The organism is Streptomyces sp. NPDC047061, from assembly GCF_040643955.1.
Lineage (GTDB): Bacteria > Actinomycetota > Actinomycetes > Streptomycetales > Streptomycetaceae > Streptomyces.
Window position 1 is genome coordinate 43,875 of the sequence record NZ_JBEYVI010000008.1, and the last position, 21,090, is coordinate 64,964.

Sequence of the window (21,090 nt, forward strand, 5' to 3'; positions counted from 1 at the left end):
ACACTGTCAACCAAAAGTTGATCGGGTCCGGACCCCACTGACCGCTTGCACGGATGAGCGACTTGCCCGACTTTGCCTCTATTTGCACACATTCCTCGCGGAGCATTGACAACTCCCCACCGGCCAGGGCCAGTTGGTTGACTCGAGAGACCGGCATCAGATAATGTGAGGAACGACGAAAAATCTCGTCCCGCTGGTGAACCTGAATGCGAGTTCAAGGGGATCCGGCGGCAGGACAGAGTTCTGTCCAAAACCGACCGACGGCCAAAAGCCACAGGTCTATCCTAGCCTCGAACAAGCCCCTCCTCACCAAAAATAGAGGCACTGGCTGTATAGGCTTGCAAGCTGCTACCCTAATTCCAGTGAAAACATCTCTTCCGAGATTTCGTGCATCTATTTTCTTACGGGGGTCATTTGCACTCTACTGCACCCCTGCGACAACGAGACCGACAGGGGAATTTTTGATGGATGAGTACTACGGATATGACTTGGATTCGGACCGCGGCCGAAGCAGTCTTGAACTCGACATTGCAATAGGGGAGGTGGAATTGAAGGCTGCGGCGGACATCCTGAAGGGGCACCCGTGCGCAGATGAATTTGTGAGCAGATTTCCTTGTATGGCTCAATACTTTCAGGAACCTCCCGACGACACCACCCACTCAGCCTGACCCATCTTTGCAGCGCCAGCCGAAGGCCAGGAAGCCCACGGCGCGGGCGCTACGCGTGTCTCCTTGAGGGCTCCTTCACCAGCAGAAACACAGGATTCACCCCAGGCACTTTCAGGCCTTTTGGGCCATCGCTCACGCACCCGTGGGCCGGCTGTCGCGAAATCGACAGCCGGCCCGCCCACACCTTCGTCCTACCGCTCGATACCCTGAGGAGTGCTGGACCAATGCCATCTTCGGTTCCTCCGGTTATTCAAACCGTCATTGAACAATCTTCCCGCGTCCTGCAAACTTACGCCGTGGATCCCGGCCTCGTGGCCGAGCATGCCAACGGAGAGCGCCGTATCACTCAAGGCGGATATGGCGACCGCCAGCTTTTTGAACTTGTCCAGAATGCCGCCGACGAAATCGCCGACGAGCCCGGAGGTCGAATCCAAGTCGTCCTCACGGCAACACATCTCTACTGTGCGAACGAAGGAAATCCCGTCACCCCCGAGGGTGCGGAAACCATTCTTCGTATGAGTATGTCGAGGAAGCGCGGAGGGCAGATCGGAAGATTCGGAGTGGGTGTTAAATCGGTCCTGGTGGTGACCGACGCTCCGGAATTTTTCAGCCGCACCGGAAGTTTCGGCTTCGACCGCGCCTGGTCTTACGAGCAAATCAAAAACGTCCCCGGGGTGACCGCTCGTTATGGTCAGGAATTTGATGCCCCGGTGCTGCGGTTGGCCCGTCCTCTCGACGTGCAGGCCGAGCGCGCCGCGGACCCCGTCCTGCACGAGCTGCTGACCTGGGCTACCACTGTCGTGCGCCTACCCTTGCTGCCCAAGGCGGACCGCCGGCTCGGTCTGGACATGCACGGCGGACGGGCCAAGGACAACGGCGAGCCGCGCGACGAGTTCCCTGTGGGCTTCCAGCTCTTCTCACCCCACGTCGCGAAGGTCGTCCTGGAGGACCGTCGGCATCTCCCATCGGCCCACCGGATCCTGACCACTCGACAGGTCGGCGACCTGCACACCGTGACCGAGGAAAGGAACGGGAGAACCAACACCATCCACTGGCGGGTGTTCACCACCACCCACACCCCCGGCCCGGCGGCCCGCGCGGACGCCGGCGAACTCCACGACCGGCTCTCACTCGGCCTTTCATGGGGTGTTCCGGCTCTGGAGAAGGATCCGGAAAGCGGCCTTTACGTCAATCCGAGGACCCGTGGCCGGGGCACTTTCTGGTCGTTCTTCCCGACCAAGTACGAGGTGTCGTTGAGCGGCATCCTCAACGGAGCCTGGAAGACCAACGAGGACCGGCAGAACCTGCTCGATTCCTCCCCCTTCAACCAGGAGATGATCCGGGTGGCGGCGCATCTTGTCGTCGACTCCCTTCCCGCCCTGGCGCCCGCCGAGGACCCGGCCGCCTACCTCCCCCTGCTGCCCGGCCGAGTCAAGGAATCGATCAGCTGGGCCGACGAGTTCCTGACCCGGGAGATCTGGGCCCGCGCCGCGGACCGTCCGTCCCTGCCCGACCAGGACGGCGTCCTGCGCGTACCGACAGATCTGCGGATCCACCCGCGGCTCGACAGGGACCCGAAGAAGCTGTCCAACTGGCTGCGGATGTGGAACCACTGCCCCGGACGCCCCTCGAACTGGCTGCACCCGAGCGTCGAGGCGGACACCCTGCGTTCCGGAAAGGTCGAGCACATCATCGGCGCGGCCGGGCACGAGCGGACCGACGTCCGCGTGTGGCTGGAGGCCTTGGTCGAAAGCAAGACCCCCGAGGCGTCGGCGGTGGCCGTGCGAATCCTCGCAAACATGATCGAGGCTCGGTCCCCTTACGCCGAGGAAGCCCGCAAGGCCCACATCGTGCTCACCGAGGAGCACGGCCTCGTCACCCCGGTGCCCGGCAAGGTGTTCCGCCGTGCCGACCACGACGGACTGCGCGAGGCCCTGGTGTACGTGGTCGACGAACTGGCCCAGGACCCGTCGCTCGCTCACGCTCTCAACACCCTGGGCATTCGGGAGGCCGATATCGAGGGCAGGTTCGTCAGCGTCCTCGACCAGGGCTTCGACCACTACGGCGACTCGGACTGGGAGCGCTTCTGGGAGCTGTTCCGTCAGGCAGGGGTCCGTCGGCTGGCCCACAAGGTCCTGGAGCGGGTGCCCGCTCCCCGCTCGACGCTCCGGGTACGGACCTCCGACGGTCGGTTCCGGCCGGTCGAGGACTGCATGCTGCCGGGTGACGTAGTCGATGCGAAGCGTGATCCGAGCGTCGCCGTCGACATGAAGTTCCACTCCGATGACACCCCGTTCTTCCCCCAGGTCGGTTTGCGGGAGCGACCGTCCGGTGGGGTGCAGCCCCAAGCGGGCGAAGAGTGGTTCGAGGAGTACCGCGAAGCCGTCCACGCCGCCTACCTGCGTGGGTTGGACAGTCGCGCCCCGCGCCCGACACTGAGTCGGATGAAGGTCGAGGGCGCGGCGATCGGTGGTCCGCTCCACCTCTTCCGCGCCCTCTCCGAAGAGTCCCGCGCGGCCTTCTTGAAGGTGTTGCCCGACGACGCAGTGGTGGACAACTGGATCCGTCAGATCGGCGCGCAGAGCAGCACCCGCCAGGCGGTGGCCTCGCCGATCCGGTGGATGTTGTGGAAGCACGGCACGGTCGCCACCTCCCAAGGGATCAAGCCGCTGAAGGAGGCCGTCGGCCCCCAGCTCGCCGACTACCGGGACGTGCTGCCGGTCGCCGACATCTCCCCTGAGAAGGCTCGTAGGCTGCGGCTCCCGACCACCGTCGACGAGGTCCCCACCGACCGCTGGGACACACTCCTTGACGAGGTCACCCGCAGCGAGGACGACTCCTTCGTCGGCGCCACCTACGTGATGCTGACCCGGTTCGGTGCGGACTTCCCCGAGGACTCCTTGACCCGTTGCCGAATCGGTGACGTCTGGGGCACCCGCCCCGACGACGAGATCACGATCGCCGTCGGAGCCTCTCAGTACCGGGCGCTCCGTGCCGAACAGCTCCCCGCGCTCCTCGTCCCGACCGCCGAGGATGCCGAGCTGATGATCGAGAAGTGGGGGATGCTCCGCTATGCCGACGTGATCAGCCGAGAGACCCGTGAGAAACCAGAGGGTGACCCCGTTCCGCTCGTCGAGCTGTTCCCTGCCCTGCGGCAGCGCCTGAACAGCGGGCAACGAAACAGCATGGTCCAAAGGTGCAGCGAGCTGGAGGAGGTCATCCGCACTCCCAACGGCACGCACGCCTCTCCTCTGGACGCCGTGCGCCAGGACAGCACCGTCAAGGTCCGCGTACCGCTGGAGCCCGAGCCGATGCTGCGTCTCATCGACCGCGAACTCGGCCTCGGTCTCGGCGCTGCCGGTTGCCGCGCGGTCCTGGACTATCAGGACCGCATGGCTCGTGACAGCGAGTTGAAGGCTGCGCAGAAGGCGGTGCGCGAGGCCTCGGACGTGGTGTCCAAGATCGAGCTGCTGATCGGTGCCGACGCGCTTCGGGCCGGCCTCCCCGAGGGACTGATGGAGGCCGAGATGCAGGCGACCGACAGTGCGGAGCCGTCCGGGCGTCGGATCGCGCAGATGGCGTTCAACGCGCACGGTGACGGAGTGCTCCAGCAGCACGCCCGGGACATCCAGGCGCGCTTTCCCAACGCACCCGTCGCGTACGGGGGTTCGTCGGCGGCCGTCGCGTTCGTGTCGGAGATGAGGCTGCCCGTCTCGTTCGCCGGTTCGAAGACTCCCTCCCTGCCTCCGTTCGAGACAGTGGAGGGCCCTCGGGACTTCCCCCGCCTCCACGACTACCAGGAGGACCTGGTCAGGAACATCTCCACGATGCTCGACCGACTGGCCCCGCAGCGCGGCATGCTGTCCCTGCCGACCGGCGCCGGCAAGACCCGGGTGACCGCCGAGGCCGTGATCCGTTGGGTGAAGCGGGTCGGCGACCTCAAGGGTCCGCTGTTGTGGATCGCACAGACCGAGGAACTGTGCGAACAGGCCGTCCAGAGCTGGAAGTTCGTATGGAGCAAGGTGGGTGCCGAACGCCCGCTCACCATCAGCCGGCTGTGGAGCACCAACGAGGTCGGAAACGTCGTCGAACACCCCCACCTGGTGGTCGCCACCGACGCCAAACTGGAGCGATGCCTGGACACCGACCAGTACGCCTGGCTGCGTCAGGCCGCGTTGGTGATCGTGGACGAGGCGCACACCGCCATCTCCAAGCGATACACCGAGATCCTGGGCCAGTTGGGGCTCACCCAGTACGAGACCGGTCGGCATCTGCTCGGCCTTACCGCCACCCCGTTCCGGAACACCAATGAGGAGGAGACCCGTCGCCTGGTCAGCCGCTTCGGCAACCGGCGACTCGACCAAGGAGTCTTCCCGTCGGGCGACCCGTACCGTGACCTGCAGGACTGGGGCATGCTCGCACAGGTCGAGCACCGCACCCTTGAAGGTGGCCGTATCGAACTCACCCGGGACGAGAAGACACACGCCGATCGTATGGCGGTGCTCTCCCGTTCCGCCGAACAGCGGCTCGCCGACGACCACGCACGCAGTCGGCGCATCGTCGACTCTGTGGCCGAACTGCCCGGCGATTGGCCGACTTTGCTCTTCGCAACCTCCGTCGACCACGCCAAATACCTGGCCGCCATGCTGAATGACTGCGGTGTCCCGTCCGCCGCCGTGGACTCGACGACCAGCACGCAAGACCGCCGCAACCGCATCGAGAACTTCCGAAACGGACGCATCCGAGTCCTCACCAACTACGGTGTGCTCACCCAGGGATTCGACGCACCTGCCACTCGTGTCGTGGTCGTGGCCCGGCCGGTCTACAGCACCAACGTGTACCAGCAGATGATCGGTCGCGGACTGCGCGGACCGCTGAACGGCGGCAAGGAAAGCTGTCTGATCCTCAACGTCAGCGACAACATTGCCAACTTCGACACGCACCTCGCCTTCACCCAGTTCGAGCACCTCTGGAGCCGGAAGTGACCGACGTCTACCAGGACAGCCCCCCGCTCACCGATGAACAACTGGCCGTGGTCGAACAGCCCTGGGACGCCCGCGTCCTGGTCACTGCGGGCGCCGGAGCGGGCAAGACGCACACCCTGGTACGCCGGCTCGACGCGCTGTGCGGCCACGAGGATCCCGAACAGGCGCTGGAGGCGGCCGAGATCCTGGTGCTCACCTTCTCCCGAGCAGCGGCCAGGGAATTGCGTGAACGGATCACTCGGCACGGAGAACGAGCTCACCGAGTACGCGCCCGCACCTTCGACGCGTGGGCCTATGAAGTGCTCCTTCAGGCTCATCCGGACGGCGAGTGGGGTGCGGTCGGCTTCGACGAGCGGATCGCCGCCGCGGCCCGCGCGATCGAGAAGGGCGCGCTGGAGGTCGGCGACGCGGTACCACCGGCCCATGTCGTGATCGACGAGGTGCAGGACCTCCTGGGCGGGCGCCGCGAGCTGGTGGAGACGCTTCTCGACCGGTACCAGGACAGCTGCGGCTTCACCGTCGTCGGCGACGCGGCCCAGTCCGTTTACGGTTTCCAGATCGAGAACCTGGACGAACGCACCGACGAGACCGGTCGGTTCTTCGACTGGCTGCGCTGCTCCTACCCCGACGACCTCGTGGAGCTGCGTCTCACCCGGAACTTCCGGGCCACCACCGCCGAGGCCCGGGTCGCTCTGTCGCACGGCCCCCTTCTCCAACAGGTCGACGACCCGGACGAGGCCGGGAGGCTCTACGACGAACTGCGCGATCTTCTCCTGGATCCGGCGAACGGCATGGGCGACCTCGACGACGAGTTCACCCTGGACGGCCTACGGGACCTCTCCGACACCTGCGCCGTCCTCACGCGCGACAACCAGCAGGCCCTCGTGGTCTCCGGCCTGTTGCACGCGCACGGCATCGACCACCGGCTGCGCCGCCCGCTGGAGGAGCGTCCGGTGCCGTACTGGGTGGCCGAGCTGCTGCGTCGCACGGAGGCGACCGGGCTCACCGAGGACCGGTTCCGTACGCTCCTCTCGGACATCCCTCTTCCCTACGAACCTGACGCCGCCGCCCTGTGGACGGTGCTGCGCAGGGTCGCGCGCGGAGCGGGGCGCGGGGTGCTCGATCTGGACCGGCTGCGCCGCGCGGTCGCCGACGGAAGGTTCCCGGACGAAGCGGCGGACCCGGAGAACGCCCGCGTCATCGTCTCGACGGTGCATCGGGCCAAGGGCCTGGAGTTCGACCGGGTGATCGTTCTGGCACCACCGACCCTCGCCGAGTTCCACAAGCGGTACCAGGACGAGTTGGACCTCCCCGCCGAAGCCCGCGCCCTGTATGTCGCCATGACACGCGCTCGTCAGGACCTGTACCACGTGGCTCCTCCCGAACTACCGCTCTTCAGGAGGGCGGGTGGCCAGCAGGGCGGCCGCCGCTACCTCGGATCGTGGCGGTCGTACGACAGGTACGGGATCGTCGCCGAGTCGGGCGACGTGTGCCGGGACAACCCACCCGGTCATCAGACCGATGCGGTCGCCACCCAGGCGTATCTCCTGGAACAGGTGCGCCCCGGCCAGGAGGTGCTGCTGCGCAGGCTCCACGACCTGCCGATGGGCGAGACGCAGAGCCCGCCGTACGCTCTGGTGCACGACGGAAAGAAGATCGGCGAGGCCTCGCGTCGGTTCCGCGAGGACCTGTTCCATGTGCAGAAGGTGAACCGTACCTGGGACCCTTGGTGGCCCGACGAGATCCATGACCTGCGGATCGACACCGTGGAGACCGTGACGGGCAGCACCGCCGCCGGCGCGAACGCCGGACTCGGCGAGCGAGGCGTCTGGATCGCCCCGCGGATCACCGGCATCGGCCGGTACCGGAGAGCCGACAACTACGAGGAGCAGCGCGCATGACGCAGGTGGCAGGCCCCCACTCCGAGCACTACCGGGTCCGGGACGAGGAACTCCTGGTGGGGCTCCGCCGTGAACTCCTCGGCCCCGCCACCGATGCAGAGCCGGACGATCGGGGCGAGGTACTCACCCAGGACGCGCCGATCGACCGCTACCTGACCGGCGTGCTGTATCCGCGTGCCGCGGACAGGGCCACGAAGGAGCGGCAGGACGACGACGCCGGCGAACAGCAAGGACTGGACGCCGCACCACTGCTCGCCCGCGACGACGTCGAGGAGTCCGGCACCGCGCAAGAGGTCGGCTCCTCCGGGGACAGGCGTCCCTCCTCGATGGGCCTCACCTTCGCGGTCCGCCCGGCCATAAGCGGTTCGATCGTGGTCTCGGCCCGCGCGGCCGTCTACGAACCCACCGACGCCGACGGCCGGCGCGTCCCGGCCCGCCGTGCCGAGGCCCGTACCACCGCTGAGCAGCGGGAGCGGTGGCGGCGCAAGGAACTCGCCTTTCCTGACCAGACGATCGACGTGACCCAGCCGGATCCGAAGATGAGGATCACACTCGCCCCGGAAGCCGCGCTGCACGTCAACGTCCGACGTCTCGACAAGGCCAACGGCACGGTCACGGTCACAGTCACGTTGATCAACACCCAGAAGGTCGGGGAGTGGGATCTCCAGGACGCCTTCTCTCTGTTCCAGTGCGGTCTGACGGTCCGGGCCGCCAACGGCTCCACCGCGTTCGTCGAGCGCCCCGCCCCGGCGGCCGACCACGACCCGGAGATCGCGACGAGTCGCTTGCTGCACCGCCACGCCCCGACCTTCGCGGTCGGCCACGGCTGCTCCGCCGAGTGGGACTGGGCTCCGCAGCCGATCGGTATGACCGAAGCCGAAATTCCCGCCGTCCCCGAGGTGCGGAGCCAGTTCGTGCCCTCCGTGGAGGTGTTGCTCACCGACTCCAACCCGGAGATCGACAGTTCCGCGCTGTCCATGCTGGGGCTGGCCGAGCAGCCCGACGCCGAGGTCCTGGCCGCTCTGGAAGGTCTCGTCGCGGGATACGAACACTGGATCGACCGCAAGTCGGCCGAGGCGGACGCTCTGACAGGCGCCCCCCACGAGAAGCCCGCACGGAAACAGGTGAGCGCCTGCCGCGAGGCGCTCGACCGAATCCGTGAGGGCATCGAGCTGCTGCGGACCAAGCCCGATCTGATGAGGGCTTTCCGACTCGCCAATCACGCCATGGCGGACCAGCGTGCCCGCAGTGCCTGGGTGAAGGGCGGACGCGTAGGTGCCCCGGACCCGGCCGCCGGTCGCTGGCGTCCCTTCCAGATCGCGTTCGTGCTGCTCTGCCTGGCCGGCATCGACGACCGCGAGCACCACGACCGGCAGATCTCCGACCTGTTGTGGTTCCCCACCGGTGGTGGCAAGACGGAGGCCTACCTCGGACTGATCGCCCTCACGTCGTTCCTGCGTCGTATCCGCAAGGGCGCGGACGGCGGCGGTGTCACCGTTCTCATGCGCTACACGCTGCGGCTGCTCACCCTCCAGCAGTTCGAGCGCGCGGCGATCCTGCTCTGTTCCATGGAGCACATGCGGCACGGTACGCCCGAGTTGGGCCGTGAGGAGTTCTCCGTCGGCATGTGGGTGGGGCGTTCGGCCACCCCCAACACGCTCGCCGTGGCGAGCCAGAAGCTCGACGAGCTGCGCAGGAATCTCGACAAGCGCCTCGCCACCGAGAACCCCGTCCAACTGCACGCCTGCCCCTGGTGCGGGACCCGCCTCGACGCACGGAACTATGAGGTCGACGAGGATGCCAAGCGGATGCGCGTCCGCTGCCCCGGCGCGGGCTGCGACTTCGCCGACGGCCTGCCCGTCCATCTGATCGACGAGGCGGTGTACGACGCACGGCCGACCCTGGTGATCGCCACTGTCGACAAGTTCGCGTCGATGCCATGGCGTCCGGCGACCTCCGCGCTCTTCAACCGCGACGACGACCCGGACGGCGGCACTCCTCCCCCGGAACTGATCGTCCAGGACGAACTCCACCTGATCTCGGGCCCGTTGGGAACCCTCACCGGCCTCTACGAGACCGCGGTGGACGCGCTTGCCGACCGGCCCAAGGTGATCGCCTCCACAGCGACCATCCGTCGCGCCGCCGACCAGGGCCGCCACCTCTTCGCCCGCGAAGTACGGCAGTTCCCGCCCGCCGGTCTGGACGCCCGCGACTCGTGGTTCGCCGTGGAGACACCACGCGAAGAGAAGGCGAGCCGTCGCTACGTCGGTCTCCTGGCCCCCGGCACCAGCCAGTCCACCCTCCTGATCCGCACGTACGCCACCCTGCTGCACCGGGCCAAGCAGGCGAAGACCGAGGACGAGGTACGCGACGCGTACTGGAGTCTCGTCGGCTACTTCAACAGCCTGCGGGTGCTGTCGGCGGCCGAACTCCAGGTCCATGACGACGTGGTGGCCTATCTAGAGCTGTTGGCCGAGCGCGAGGGGGTGGAGGTCCGCTCGGTCGCCAACTACTCCGAGCTGACGAGCCGTATCGACGCCAGCGAGATCCCCACCCGCCTCAAGGGCATCGAGAAGCGGCTGCCCGACGGCGACACCGTGGACGTCCTGCTGGCCACCAACATGATCGCGGTCGGCGTGGACGTGGATCGCCTCGGTCTCATGGCCGTGATGGGCCAGCCGCAGACGACCGCCGAGTACATCCAGGCCACCAGCCGGGTCGGCCGCGCGCACCCCGGCCTGGTCGCGGTCATGCTCAACTCGACCCGGTCCCGGGACCGCTCCCACTACGAGAGCTTCCAACACTTCCACTCGGCCCTGTACCGCGAGGTCGAGTCCACCTCTGTCACCCCGTTCTCCGCCCGTGCCCGTGACCGGGGCCTGCACGCGGTGATCGTCGCCCTCGCCCGCATCATGATCCCTACAGCCCGCCCCAACGAGGGCGCTGGCCAGGTCGAGTCCTACGAAGGCGTGCTCCGGGGCCGCATCAAGTCGATCCTCCTGGAACGCGTGGAGGCAGTCACCGAGGAGGAGACCGACGCCGTTTCCAGGGCCTTCGACGACTTCGTCGACTGGTGGTGCGAAGAGGCCGAGATCGACAACAACCTGCTGTTCGAGCCGCAGAGGGGCAACCGTACCCCTTCGCTTCTGAAGCCGTACGACGACGAGTCCCAGGACACCGAGGCATATTCCACGTTGTGGAGTCTGCGCGACGTCGACGCCGAGACCGCCCTGTTCATGGAGGGAAACCGATGACCCCGCCCCCCGCCCGCCGTCGCCGGACCGGAGCGAACGGCGCAGCACCCGCCCACAACTTTCCGCGGCGTGGTGCGGTCCGCCGCGCCCAGGCGATCACCACGTACGGTGTCGGGTCTCTCATAGCCGTCGACCAGGAGTCCTTCATCGTCTCGGGACTCGACGACGCTGAGCAGAGCTGGAGCCGTGACGAGTCCCCGCGAATCTACGAACGGCGCCTGGCCCGCCTGCTCGACGTCGACTACTTCAGGCTGCCGCCCGCTTCCGACGACACCAGCCGGGACGGTCTCCGGGTTCGACGATTCCCCCTGATGCACTCCTGCCCCGAGTGCAATGACCTGCAACGGCACCGCGACTTCAACCCGCCCGCCGGGCGAAGCGTCTGTGGTACGTGCGAGGTCGACCTGGTCCCCTCCCGATTCATCGTCGCCTGTGAGGCCGGGCACCTCGGTGAGTTCCCGTACTGGCAGTGGGTGCACCGCTCCACGGACCGTGGTGCGCCCACTGCGGGACAATGCGGGGGGAAGCTCAAGATGCGCACGACCGGGCGCACTTCCTCGCTCCGCTCCATCCTCGTCTCCTGCACCTGCGGGCGGGCTCCCGAGGTCTCGATGGAGGGCTCCTTCCGCAGGCAGGCGCTCAAGGACCTGGGCCTCAAATGCCAAGGAACCCTCCCCTGGCTCGGTTCGTCCACCCCGGCTGCGGGGTGTGGACTCCCTCTGCGCACGTTGCAGCGCGGTTCGTCGGCGGTGTGGCAGCCGGTGCTGAAGTCGGCGCTGTCCATCCCGCCGTGGAGCAACCGCCGAGAGGATCCGCTCGCCGAACACTGGGATGCTCTCCGTGAGTACGACAAGCGCGAGCACGTCGAGGTCTATCTCAGAGGTGCTTTCAAGGGAAAGCCGTGTCCGGTGCCGCTGGACGAGGTGATGGCACTCCTTGCCGCGGAGAGCGCGGAGGACCCCGACAGCGAGTCCGCCCCCACCTTCGACCACCGCTACCGCCTCCTGCGCAACATGGAGTACGAGCGTCTCCGCTCGGGCAACGACGAGAGCGAGCACTCCCGCGAAGAGCAGTTCGTCTGCGAAACCCCGCTGGGCGGCCAGAGCGTGCTCGATCCCCTCGGCGTCACCGGCCCGATGCTGGTCAAGAGGCTTCGCGAGGTGCGCGCTCTGAAGGCGTTCACCCGGCTCGTCGACGCCGAGTCGACGACCGACGCCAAGGAGATGCGGCTCTCCGAACATCCGATGCGCTGGCTCCCGGCCATGGAGGTGCAGGGAGAAGGGGTGTTCCTCCGCCTGGACGAGAACCGACTCGGCTCGTGGGAGAAGACCGTGGCGGTGGCAGCCCGGGTCAAGCGGATGCGTACCGCCCATCAGCGACTGCTGGAGGAGCGGGCCGACGACCCGAGCCGCGCCGTCCCCTCCCCTGCCACCCCTCGCATGGTGCTGCTGCACACGCTGGCCCACGTCCTCATCAACGAGTGGAGCCTGGAAGCCGGCTACCCGGCCGCGGCCCTGCGCGAGCGCCTGTACGCCGCCGACGACATGGCCGGGGTGCTCGTCTACACGGCGACGAGCGACTCGGCCGGCAGTCTGGGTGGTCTGGTCGCTCAAGGCGAACCAGAGATTCTCGCTCGAACGGTCCGTTCTGCCGTCCGCCGTGCGGAGTGGTGCTCCTCGGACCCGCTCTGCATGGAGACCGAGGCGTCCGGTGCCGGCGGCATCAACCTGGCGGCCTGCCACGCCTGCGTGATGCTCCCGGAGACAAGCTGCGAGCACAACAACGTCTTGTTGGACCGCGCGCTGCTCGTCGGTACCCCTGAGGATCCAGCGGTGGGCTTCTTCGCCGAGTTGGTGGGCCACTGACGTCCACTGAGCCGCAGAACGCAGGCACCACCCGAGTACCGTCCGTGATCGGGAGCGGGTCTCTTCGCAACGGTGGCAGTTTTGAGTATCTCCGTGCCTACTACTCTGCCCCCCATGATTCGCGCGGTGGTCTTCGACGTAGGTGAGTGCCTGGTGGACGAGACCAGGGAGTACGGGACCTGGGCCGACTGGCTGGGCGTGCCTCGGCACACCTTCCACGCGATGTTCGGCGCCGTGATCGCCCAGGGGCGGGACTACCGGGAGGTCTTTCAGGAGTTCCGACCCGAGTTCGACCTCTACCAGGAACGGGAGAAGCGGGCCGCCGCCGGGCGGCCGGAGTCCTTCGGGGAGAAGGATCTCTACGCGGACGTCAGGCCTGCGCTCGCGGCCCTGCGAGCTGACGGGCTCTGGCTCGGGATCGCTGGCAACCAGACGGTGCGGGCGGGGCGGATTCTGCGTGAGCTGTTCTCGGAGGACGTCGATCTGATCGGTACGTCGGACGACTGGGGGGCGAGCAAGCCCGACCTGGAGTTCTTCAAGCGGGTCGGCGACGCCGTACCGTTCGACGTCAGCGAGATCCTTTACGTCGGAGACCGTTGCGACAACGACATTCGACCTGCCCTACAGGCCGGCATGCTCACCGCTCTCGTGCGCCGCGGGCCTTGGGCCACCATCCAGTGGAATGACCGCGAGGCCAGAGAACTGCCGACCTTCAGGGTCGAGTCGCTGCTTGAACTGCCGTACCTGATCAGTCGGTTCAACGGCCCAGCGCACTGAGAGTCGTCGACCAGTCGTACAGGCGGTCGTCGAGGTCTCGTACGCAGCGCTCGGCCTGGTGGGGCGCAAGCGCACGGCGTACCTCGCGCACCCGGTCCATGCCGGTCGCGTACCAGGTGACCGCCAGCTGGTCGAGGGCCTTGCCCGCGTACTCACACGCCTGCTCCGGGTTCCCGGAAGTCGCCTCGACGGCTGCCAGGTCGCCGTAGACGACCGAGCGCTGTTTGTCCTCGGCCGGTGTCATCGCGGCCAGGGCGCGCAGCAGGCTTTCGCGGGCCTGCGGGAGGTGGCCGGCGATCATCTGGGTGTTGCCCTTGAAGGCCGCCAGGCGGGCCGGGGAGAACCAGTCCAGCCACTCCGGCGAAGGGCACTCGTTGCCCGTCGCCAGGATGTCCTCGGCGTGGCCGAGGAGGTGCAGCGCTGTGCGGGTGTTGCCCGATCTCGTCTCGCACTCCGCCTCCACGGCGTCGAGCCAGGCCAGGAACTCGGCAGAAGCGGGGGCGCGCCGTGCGTAGGTGCGCGCTGCGGTCATGCGCTCAAGCGCGCCGTCGCGATCCGCCACCCAGCCCGGGACGAATGCCATGTGCGCGATGATCGCCGAGCCGATCAGCGCGTCGTCCGCCTCTCCCGCCGCCTGCAGTGCCAGCAGAAGGGTGTCGTTGGCGGTACTCGGCTCGCGGAGATCGAAGAATTCGATGCGGCCCGCGAGGAGGTAGGTCTCCGCCATGGCGGCAGCGACCTCACGACGTGACGAGTCCGTCGTCTCGGGCAACAGGGCGCACCCCAGCGTCGCGTGTGCGACGACGGCCGGGTGAAGCTCTGCCGGTGCGACCGACCAGTACAGCCGACGGTGCGAGCGGGTCACCGCCATGAAATCGACACCGACCGTGGAAGGTTGGCGTGTCACGACGACTTTGCGGGGCAGTGAGGCCCGACCTCCCAGCACTGTCCGGTCGCCGATGACCGGGGTACGCCGGGCGTGCTCTGCGTGCTGTGGCCTGTCGGAACCCCACGGGGGCGTGAACCCCAGCGCCTCCATGCTCTGTCCGAGCAGATGCACAAGAACGCGTTGGCAGTCCGGCTGCGGCCAGGGCGGGTTGTCCGACTCCCAGCGGCGGACCTGTCGTACACCGATCGACAACCCTCGAACGCCCATCTCCTTGGCGTGCTGGGTGAGCGCATCGGCCAAATGCTGCTGGGAGTTAAAACCCGCGGCTACGCGGGCGGCCTTGAGTCGGATGTTGCCGGTGGGCCTGGGCACTGGAGCACCTCCTGCTACGGCTTCTCCAACTCTCCCACACAGGGCCCTGTTTCAGGCATGACCTCCCTCCTAAGGAGTCGTAGAGGCCCTTATCAAGTCCTATCAGAGGCCCTTCCAAGTCCTCGAATCTGACACATGGTTGCTGGAGGCTTTGTGTTGTTCCTAGGACAGGAGGCAGGTTGTGGACACACAAGAGGCCCTGGACAGAGCGATCTCCGAGTGGCTCGCACGAGCCCATCCGACGCCTGCGCAGGCCTGGCACGAGTGGATGGTTCAGGGTGTGGCCCTGTTACCGCTCGGCGATCGGTTCGCAGCTGTGCGGATGGCGTCGGACGAGGTGCACGCCGCTGTGGATTCGAGCGACCCGGACCAGGTCGCCGTCTGTCTCGGCCTGCTCCTCGGGGGCTCGATCATCTACGACCGCCGGGTGGCCGGCGGCACGTACTACGCCTTGATCCAGGGACACGCCGGTCTGGTCTGGGCGTACGACGACATTGCCACGTGTCTGGGGTATGGCACCTTTCTCGGCGTGCCACGGCTCGACCGGCAGCAGTCCCCGGGCACCTACTGGCTGGTTCCGCCCCGCTACGAGGGCGATCTGTGCACCCCGCGTTCTGTCACAGCTCTGGTCAGGAGGGGGCGGTCACGACTGGCCGCAGGCTCGGAAGTCTGATCCTCCCGCTCGAAGCACCTCGAAAGGAATGGTGAGCAATCACATGACGACCACGACCGTTCAGACGCCCTGGGCCATGCGGTTGGTGACCGATCGGCTGCCGGTCGGGCCTCCCCCGTACGTGTCCGTAGCGCTGGATGCCGTCTCGCAGACCGCCGTGTACACGGACGCCGCCGGTCGGGTGGTGGAGATGGGGAAGCACGGGACGTCGAAGACGGCGGGGACGGCGTCGGTGTCCGGTGGTGGGGACGGGCAGCAGCCCCAGCCGCAGACGCAGGACGACAGCACGACCGACTACGAGTCGGACTGAGCGGTGGAGTCCGTCGTTCTGGTGCTCACCGCGTTGGAGGACGTCACCGCGGACCTGGTCATCGAGGCTCTGAACGAGCGCGGTACGGCCGTCGTACGCGTTGATCCGGGGGATGTCGGGCCGGGCCTTGTCTTCGGGTTTCGGCTCGGGCAGAGCGGTGGCTCGACGTGGGGTGGGCGGTTGCGTACTGCCGGCCGGGAGGTGGATGTGGAGGCCGTGACGGCCGTCTACTGGCGCCGGCCGACCCCGTACGCCGCTCGCTTCCACCAGTTGCCCCGGCAGTCGCGGGAGTTCTCCGTTGCCGAGGCACGTCATGGGCTCGGGGGTGTGCTTCACGGTCTGCGGGGTGCGTTGTACGTCAACCACCCGTCCGCCGTGGCCCGCGCCGACTTCAAGCCCGCCCAGCTCCGGAAGTTCGCCGCTCTCGGTCTGCGTGTTCCGGCGACCCTGGTCACCAATGACGTGGAGGAGGCTCGGAAGTTCGCGGCCGAGTACGAACGCGTCGTCTACAAGTCGTTCCGCGGGCTGCCGGAGGGCAATGACGGGTGTGCCGGGGCGATCTGGGCGCAGCGCATCGAGCCCGGTGCGCTGGACGACTCGGTCGTGGTGACCGCGCATCTCTTTCAGGCCGAGATTCCCAAGACCGGGGATGTGCGGGTCACCGTGGTCGGGCGTCGTGTCTTCGCGCAACGGATCAGCACACCGGACGGTGCGTTGGACTGGCGTCGGGGGGACTGGGGCCGTCTCGTCCACACCTCCGTCACCGTGCCCGAGTCCGTGCAGGGTGCTCTGCACGGCTACTTGGCCTCGTTCGGGCTCGTCTTCGGCTGCTTCGACTTCGCGCTCACCGGTGACGGGACGGCCGCGGAGGACTGGTGGGCGATCGAGTGCAATCCGAATGGACAGTGGGGCTGGCTGCCGGACGCCCCGGCCATCGCGGACGCGTTCGCCGAGATCCTGAGCAGAGAGGAAGTCGAGAAAACATGACAACGCCGAATGACTTTGGAAGCGGCAATGCCGTTCTGCTTCGGCGGACGCTGGCGAAGGAACTCGCGCGGGACGGGTCGGTGAGTGATCCGCGGTGGCTGGCCGCAGTGGAAGAGGTGCCTCGGCATCGGTTCGTGCCGGGGTTCTACCTGCCGGCCGGGGAGACCGACGCTCACGGGCTGACCGTGTGGGAGCCGGTCACCGCCGAATCGGACCACGGCAGGTGGCTGGCCGCCGCGTACTCCGATGCCACGCTGATCACCCAGTTCGATGAGAGGGAGCCGGATTGGAGTGCGCCCGGGACGCGGCACGGCGGGGCGCCGACCTCCTCCTCCACCCTGCCGTCGCTCGTCCTGCGGATGTGGGCCGATGCGGACCTGGACGAGGGGCACACGCTGCTGGAGATCGGCACCGGCAGCGGCTACTCCACAGCGCTGGCCTGCGAGCGGCTCGGGTCCGCCGATGTCACGAGCATCGACGTCGATCCGGACCGGCTGGCGGTCGCGGCGGACGCGCTGTACGGATGTGGCTACACGCCGACCCTGGCCGTGGCCGACGGGCGGTACGGCTACTGGCCCGAGGCACGCTTCGACCGGATCGTGGCCGCCTGCTCCTTCCGTTCCGTGCCGGGCGCGCTCGTCGCGCAGACTCGGCCGGGCGGGAAGATCCTGCTCACGCTGTCGGGGTGGCTGTACGGCTATGCGCGCGTCCTCCTCACGGTCGCGGATGACGGTGCGGCGGAGGGGCCGCTGCTGCCGGGCACCGTCTCCTTCATGTCGGTCCGGGCGCACGCCGCTCCGGCCTTCGGGGTCCCCGCCCACTGGGCGGCGGGGTTGCCGGAGAAGGCCAGGGCGGCGCGGTACGGTCCCGAGCGGATCACGGCCTCGAATCCGGAGGCGTTCCATCTGCGTTTTCTTGCCCAGTGCGCGGTTCCCGACGCCCAGATGACGACCGTGGGAAAGGTCGTGCACCTGGTCGACGTCGTCCATGGCTCTGCCGCGACGCTCACGCCTTGCGACGGTAGGTGGGAGGTGCGGGAGGCCGGGCCTGTGCGGTTGTGGGAGCGCGTTGAGGAGGTCGTCGACGCCTTCGACTCTGCCGGGTGTCCGGGGCCGGAGTCGTTCAGGCTGCGGGTGTGCGGGAGAGAGCAGGGGCTGGTCCACGCGCAGGTGTCCGGTCTTGAGTTGCCGGGGGCTTGAACTGCTTCTGGGGGTGGGGCCCGGTATCGAGGTGAACGTGCCGAACTGTTGGCTGCAAGGTGCCCCGACCGCCCGCTTCTTCGTCAGTGTCGTGCCTCCGCGAGCCGAGTAAAGGGCGCTCCCGCTCCGCTGCGCTCCGCGTCCGCGTCGGCTGGCGCCGATCGGCCTTCGGCCGACCCTTGACTCGGCTCACTCCAGCACGGGGAAGAAGCGGGCGGCCGGGAAGGGTGGGGTGGGGCTTGCGTCGGGTGGCCCTTGGGTGGGTTGTGAGGGGCCATGGGTGGGGAGTTGGCGGGGCCGGGGTGGGCTGGGAGCTGCCTGGGAAAAGGTCGGCCGGTGCGGAGGACGCGAGGCGGTGGGGGTCGGGGTGGCGTCCGGGCCGTGGAGGGGCGGGTCAGAACTGGAAGGGGCCCGGGGACAACGGGAAGACCGCCTCGCAGGAGAATCTGATGCCGTACATCTGGAAGGTCAGCTCCTGCCCGTAGGCGTCCAGGCTCTCGCCGGGTTCGACCGTGCCCGGGAGCGGGCCGAGGACGATCGGGTCGCCTGCGGAGAGGGGAGGGTTCACGGTTCCCGCGAAGAAGACCGGCCGTCCGGTGTTGATGTCGTCGAGCTCCAGGGTCGAGGAGATGCTGTACCACGGGACGGCGAGGGGGGCGGTCACGGAGAGCTCGATGGTGATCGTCACGAACGTACCGGTCTGAGTGGCCGTCAACTGGCCGTCGGCCCAACCCAGGAGGCCGCAGTCGTACTGGGTCGTGGCCTGCGTCGGGGTCACCGCGGCTGCCCCCGGGGCCAGCGCCACGGTACCGGCCAGCAGAGCGGCGCAGGCCGTGGTGGCGGTCATCGCTGCGCGTAACTTCCGGTTCGTGCGGCTCGGACATCTCGTGCGTCTCGCGAGTCTCATGGCTTGGCCCCTCCTGAAGGAGACTTCACAGTCCTGACGTGTCGTCAGGTGACCCACATTGACGCTCAGGCAGCACGAGAAGGCAAGCGGCGGCGGACGCGGTGTTCACCTGAGCTTCGTTCGCCCGACCGCACCCTTCACCAACCCTCCGTACACTCAAGTTCCCTGTTTTCAACCGAGGTTGACTCCGGTTCGCCCCGAGGAGGATCATCCGCTTCCGGGCGCCGACGGGCGGAGCCCCGCGTAGGTCGCGGAGCCGTGCGCATACCGGCGCGGTTGATGAACCGATGTCCCGTCGTACGCATCCTCCATTCCGCCATTCGATCCTCCGAGGTTCGGGGACTTTTTCATGAGCACAAGGAATTCCAGACGTCCGGCCCTGTTGACCGCCGTCGCCGCGCTCGCCGTTGCGGGTGGGGCGGCCGTGCCGGTGCCGGCGCTGGCCGACGGTGGGGTCGCGGACGCGACGACCACGTTGCAACAGGAGTTCACGGCCGCCGCCGACGCGTACCACGTGCCGCGTCAGGTGCTGCTGGCGGTGGCGTACCAGGAGTCGGCCTGGGACACGCACGCCGGGGAGTACAGCACGGACGGCGGCTACGGGCCGATGCATCTGACGGACGTCACCCCGGCGATGATGGCCGGCGGCGACGCGGGCGCGGCAGGGCGTGCGGATCTGGCGAAGCTGGCCGCCGATCCGGCGCTGCACACCCTGCAGGCCGCGGCGAAGCTGACCGGGCTGTCGGCCGAGGAGTTGCGCGAGGATCCGTCGGCCAACATCCGTGGCGGCGCGGCGCTGCTCGCGTCGTACCAGAAGGATGTCATCGGGTCCGTTTCCGCGGATCCGGGCAACTGGTATGCGGCGGTGGCCCGTTACAGCCAGTCCGACGAGCGGCAGGGGGCGGCGGCCTTCGCCGGGCGGGTGTTCGCCACCATCGAGAAGGGTGTCGGCCGCACCACGGCCGAGGGCGAGCACGTACGGCTGGCGGCTGACAGCGATGTCGAGCCGGAAACCGGTCAGTTGAAGGTCCTGGATCTGAAGTCGGCGGACACGACGGACACCGAGTGCCCGGCCACCGTCGCGTGCACCTTCGTTCCGGCGGCGCCGTCCAACGGGCAGGTCTCCAACCGTCCCGCCAACGGCATCCGGATCGACAGCATCGTCATCCACGACACCGAGACGTCGTACGACGCCGCCGTCAACCTCTTCACGCAGCCGGGGGGCTCCGCCGCGCACTACGTCATGCGGTCCTCGGACGGCGCGGTGACGCAGATGGTGCCGACGAAGGACCTCGCCTTCCACGCGGGCAACTACTCCACCAACATGCACTCGATCGGCATCGAGCACGAGGGCTACGCCGCGCACGGTGCCACCTGGTACACGGAGGCGCAGTACGAGGCCACGGCCGAGTTGGTCGAGTACCTCGCCGACCGGTTCGGCATACCGCTGGACCGCGAGCACATCGTCGGCCACGACAACGTCGCCGGGCCGAAGTCGTCCCTCGTCTCGGGCATGCACTGGGATCCGGGCCCGTCCTGGGACTGGAACCGCCTGATGAGCCTGCTCGGGGTGCACACCGGGCGGCACGGCGTCGGTCCCGTCGGCTCCGTGGTGACCATCGCCCCGCGCTTCGACGACAATCTGCAGACCGTGCAGATCTGCCCGTCCGACGACCCGACCGGCGCCACCACCGCGTGCACCGAGACGCAGCAGCCGTCGAACTTCGTGTACCTGCGCACCGGGCCCAGTGACACCGCTCCCCTCTTCGGGGACCAGGCGCTGCACCCCGGCGCGGCCGGCACCGACCGGATCAACGACTGGGGCAGCACGGCGGCGGCCGGGCAGCAGTTCGTGGTCGCCGGGCAGGACGGGGACTGGACGGCCATCTGGTACGGCGGCTCGAAGGTGTGGTTCTACAACCCGCACGGCTGCAACACCGCGCCCGCCCACGGGGTGAAGGTGATCGAGGCGAACGGCACCTCGCCGGTGGCGGTGTACGGGTCCAGCTACCCGGACGCCGCCGAGTACCCCGCGGGTCTGTCGCCCTCGACGCAGGCCCCGCTGAGCATGTACACCGTCCCGGCCGGTCAGGCGTACGTGGCCACCACGGCGCCGTCCCTCACGGACGACTTCTTCCCGTCCAGCGGCGCGGTCGTCACCGGTGCCAAGGCGATGTACACCATCCAGTACAACCACCGGGTGGCCCTGGTGTACGCCTCGGACGTCACGGCCACGGACGGCTGACGGTCCGCCTACCGCTCACCGACGTACGCACGTGCATGTGGTGCCCAGGAGGTTCCGG

12 protein-coding genes are annotated in these 21,090 nt (G+C 67.9%); 10 read left to right on the plus strand and 2 right to left on the minus strand.

The genetic code is table 11. The features are described from left to right. The first annotated feature begins 892 nt into the window (after nt 1–892). The 5 genes from ABZ887_RS14815 to ABZ887_RS14835 all read left to right on the plus strand — a co-directional run bounded on the left by ABZ887_RS14815 (nt 893) and on the right by ABZ887_RS14835 (nt 13,450). Nucleotides 893–5,653: a DEAD/DEAH box helicase gene (locus ABZ887_RS14815; protein ID WP_361288182.1), complete on the plus strand. Its 4,761-nt coding sequence runs from the start codon at nt 893–895 to the stop codon at nt 5,651–5,653. Beyond that, nucleotides 5,650–7,554, plus strand: a complete 1,905-nt coding sequence (locus ABZ887_RS14820; RefSeq protein WP_361288185.1) for a UvrD-helicase domain-containing protein — start codon at nt 5,650–5,652, stop codon at nt 7,552–7,554. The genes ABZ887_RS14815 and ABZ887_RS14820 overlap by 4 nt, the downstream gene beginning before the upstream one ends. Continuing rightward, nucleotides 7,551–10,808, plus strand: coding sequence for a helicase-related protein (locus ABZ887_RS14825; protein ID WP_361288188.1), 3,258 nt, complete (start codon nt 7,551–7,553; stop codon nt 10,806–10,808). The genes ABZ887_RS14820 and ABZ887_RS14825 overlap by 4 nt, the downstream gene beginning before the upstream one ends. Then, nucleotides 10,805–12,673 (plus strand): DUF1998 domain-containing protein, encoded by a 1,869-nt coding sequence (locus ABZ887_RS14830; protein WP_361288191.1) that lies wholly within the window; start codon nt 10,805–10,807, stop codon nt 12,671–12,673. The genes ABZ887_RS14825 and ABZ887_RS14830 overlap by 4 nt, the downstream gene beginning before the upstream one ends. Before the next feature lie 114 nt (nt 12,674–12,787). Next, nucleotides 12,788–13,450: an HAD family hydrolase gene (locus ABZ887_RS14835; RefSeq protein ID WP_361288194.1), complete on the plus strand. Its 663-nt coding sequence runs from the start codon at nt 12,788–12,790 to the stop codon at nt 13,448–13,450. Here the strand turns inward: ABZ887_RS14835 and ABZ887_RS14840 are convergent. Continuing rightward, entirely contained in the window at nt 13,431–14,711 is a 1,281-nt protein-coding gene (locus ABZ887_RS14840) for a transcriptional regulator (protein ID WP_361288197.1), read from the minus strand. The two genes, ABZ887_RS14835 and ABZ887_RS14840, sit on opposite strands and share 20 nt — an antisense overlap. A gap of 349 nt (nt 14,712–15,060) precedes the next feature. Here ABZ887_RS14840 and ABZ887_RS14845 point away from each other — a divergent pair, with 349 nt between their 5' ends. Genes ABZ887_RS14845 through tgmC form a run of 4 tightly spaced genes read left to right on the plus strand, consistent with a single transcriptional unit; the run spans nt 15,061 to nt 17,880 of the window. Next, nucleotides 15,061–15,384, plus strand: coding sequence for a hypothetical protein (locus tag ABZ887_RS14845; protein ID WP_361288200.1), 324 nt, complete (start codon nt 15,061–15,063; stop codon nt 15,382–15,384). A gap of 43 nt (nt 15,385–15,427) precedes the next feature. Continuing rightward, on the plus strand, nt 15,428–15,694 hold the full coding sequence (gene tgmA, locus ABZ887_RS14850; protein WP_361288203.1) for a putative ATP-grasp-modified RiPP: 267 nt from the start codon (nt 15,428–15,430) through the stop codon (nt 15,692–15,694). A gap of 3 nt (nt 15,695–15,697) precedes the next feature. Further along, complete coding sequence (gene tgmB, locus ABZ887_RS14855) at nt 15,698–16,681, plus strand: ATP-grasp ribosomal peptide maturase (RefSeq protein WP_361288206.1); 984 nt, start codon at nt 15,698–15,700, stop codon at nt 16,679–16,681. Then, complete coding sequence (tgmC, locus tag ABZ887_RS14860) at nt 16,678–17,880, plus strand: ATP-grasp peptide maturase system methyltransferase (protein ID WP_361288209.1); 1,203 nt, start codon at nt 16,678–16,680, stop codon at nt 17,878–17,880. The genes tgmB and tgmC overlap by 4 nt, the downstream gene beginning before the upstream one ends. A gap of 394 nt (nt 17,881–18,274) precedes the next feature. Here tgmC and ABZ887_RS14865 read toward each other — a convergent pair whose 3' ends face one another. Then, nucleotides 18,275–18,727, minus strand: coding sequence for a hypothetical protein (locus ABZ887_RS14865; protein ID WP_361288212.1), 453 nt, complete (start codon nt 18,725–18,727; stop codon nt 18,275–18,277). Nucleotides 18,728–19,136: 409 nt separating this feature from the next. On the opposite strand from ABZ887_RS14865, the gene ABZ887_RS14870 reads away from it, so the two are divergent. Further along, the gene (locus ABZ887_RS14870) at nt 19,137–21,032 is read left to right on the plus strand and encodes an N-acetylmuramoyl-L-alanine amidase (RefSeq protein ID WP_361288215.1); all 1,896 of its coding nucleotides are present in this window, start codon (nt 19,137–19,139) and stop codon (nt 21,030–21,032) included. Nucleotides 21,033–21,090: the final 58 nt, after the last annotated feature.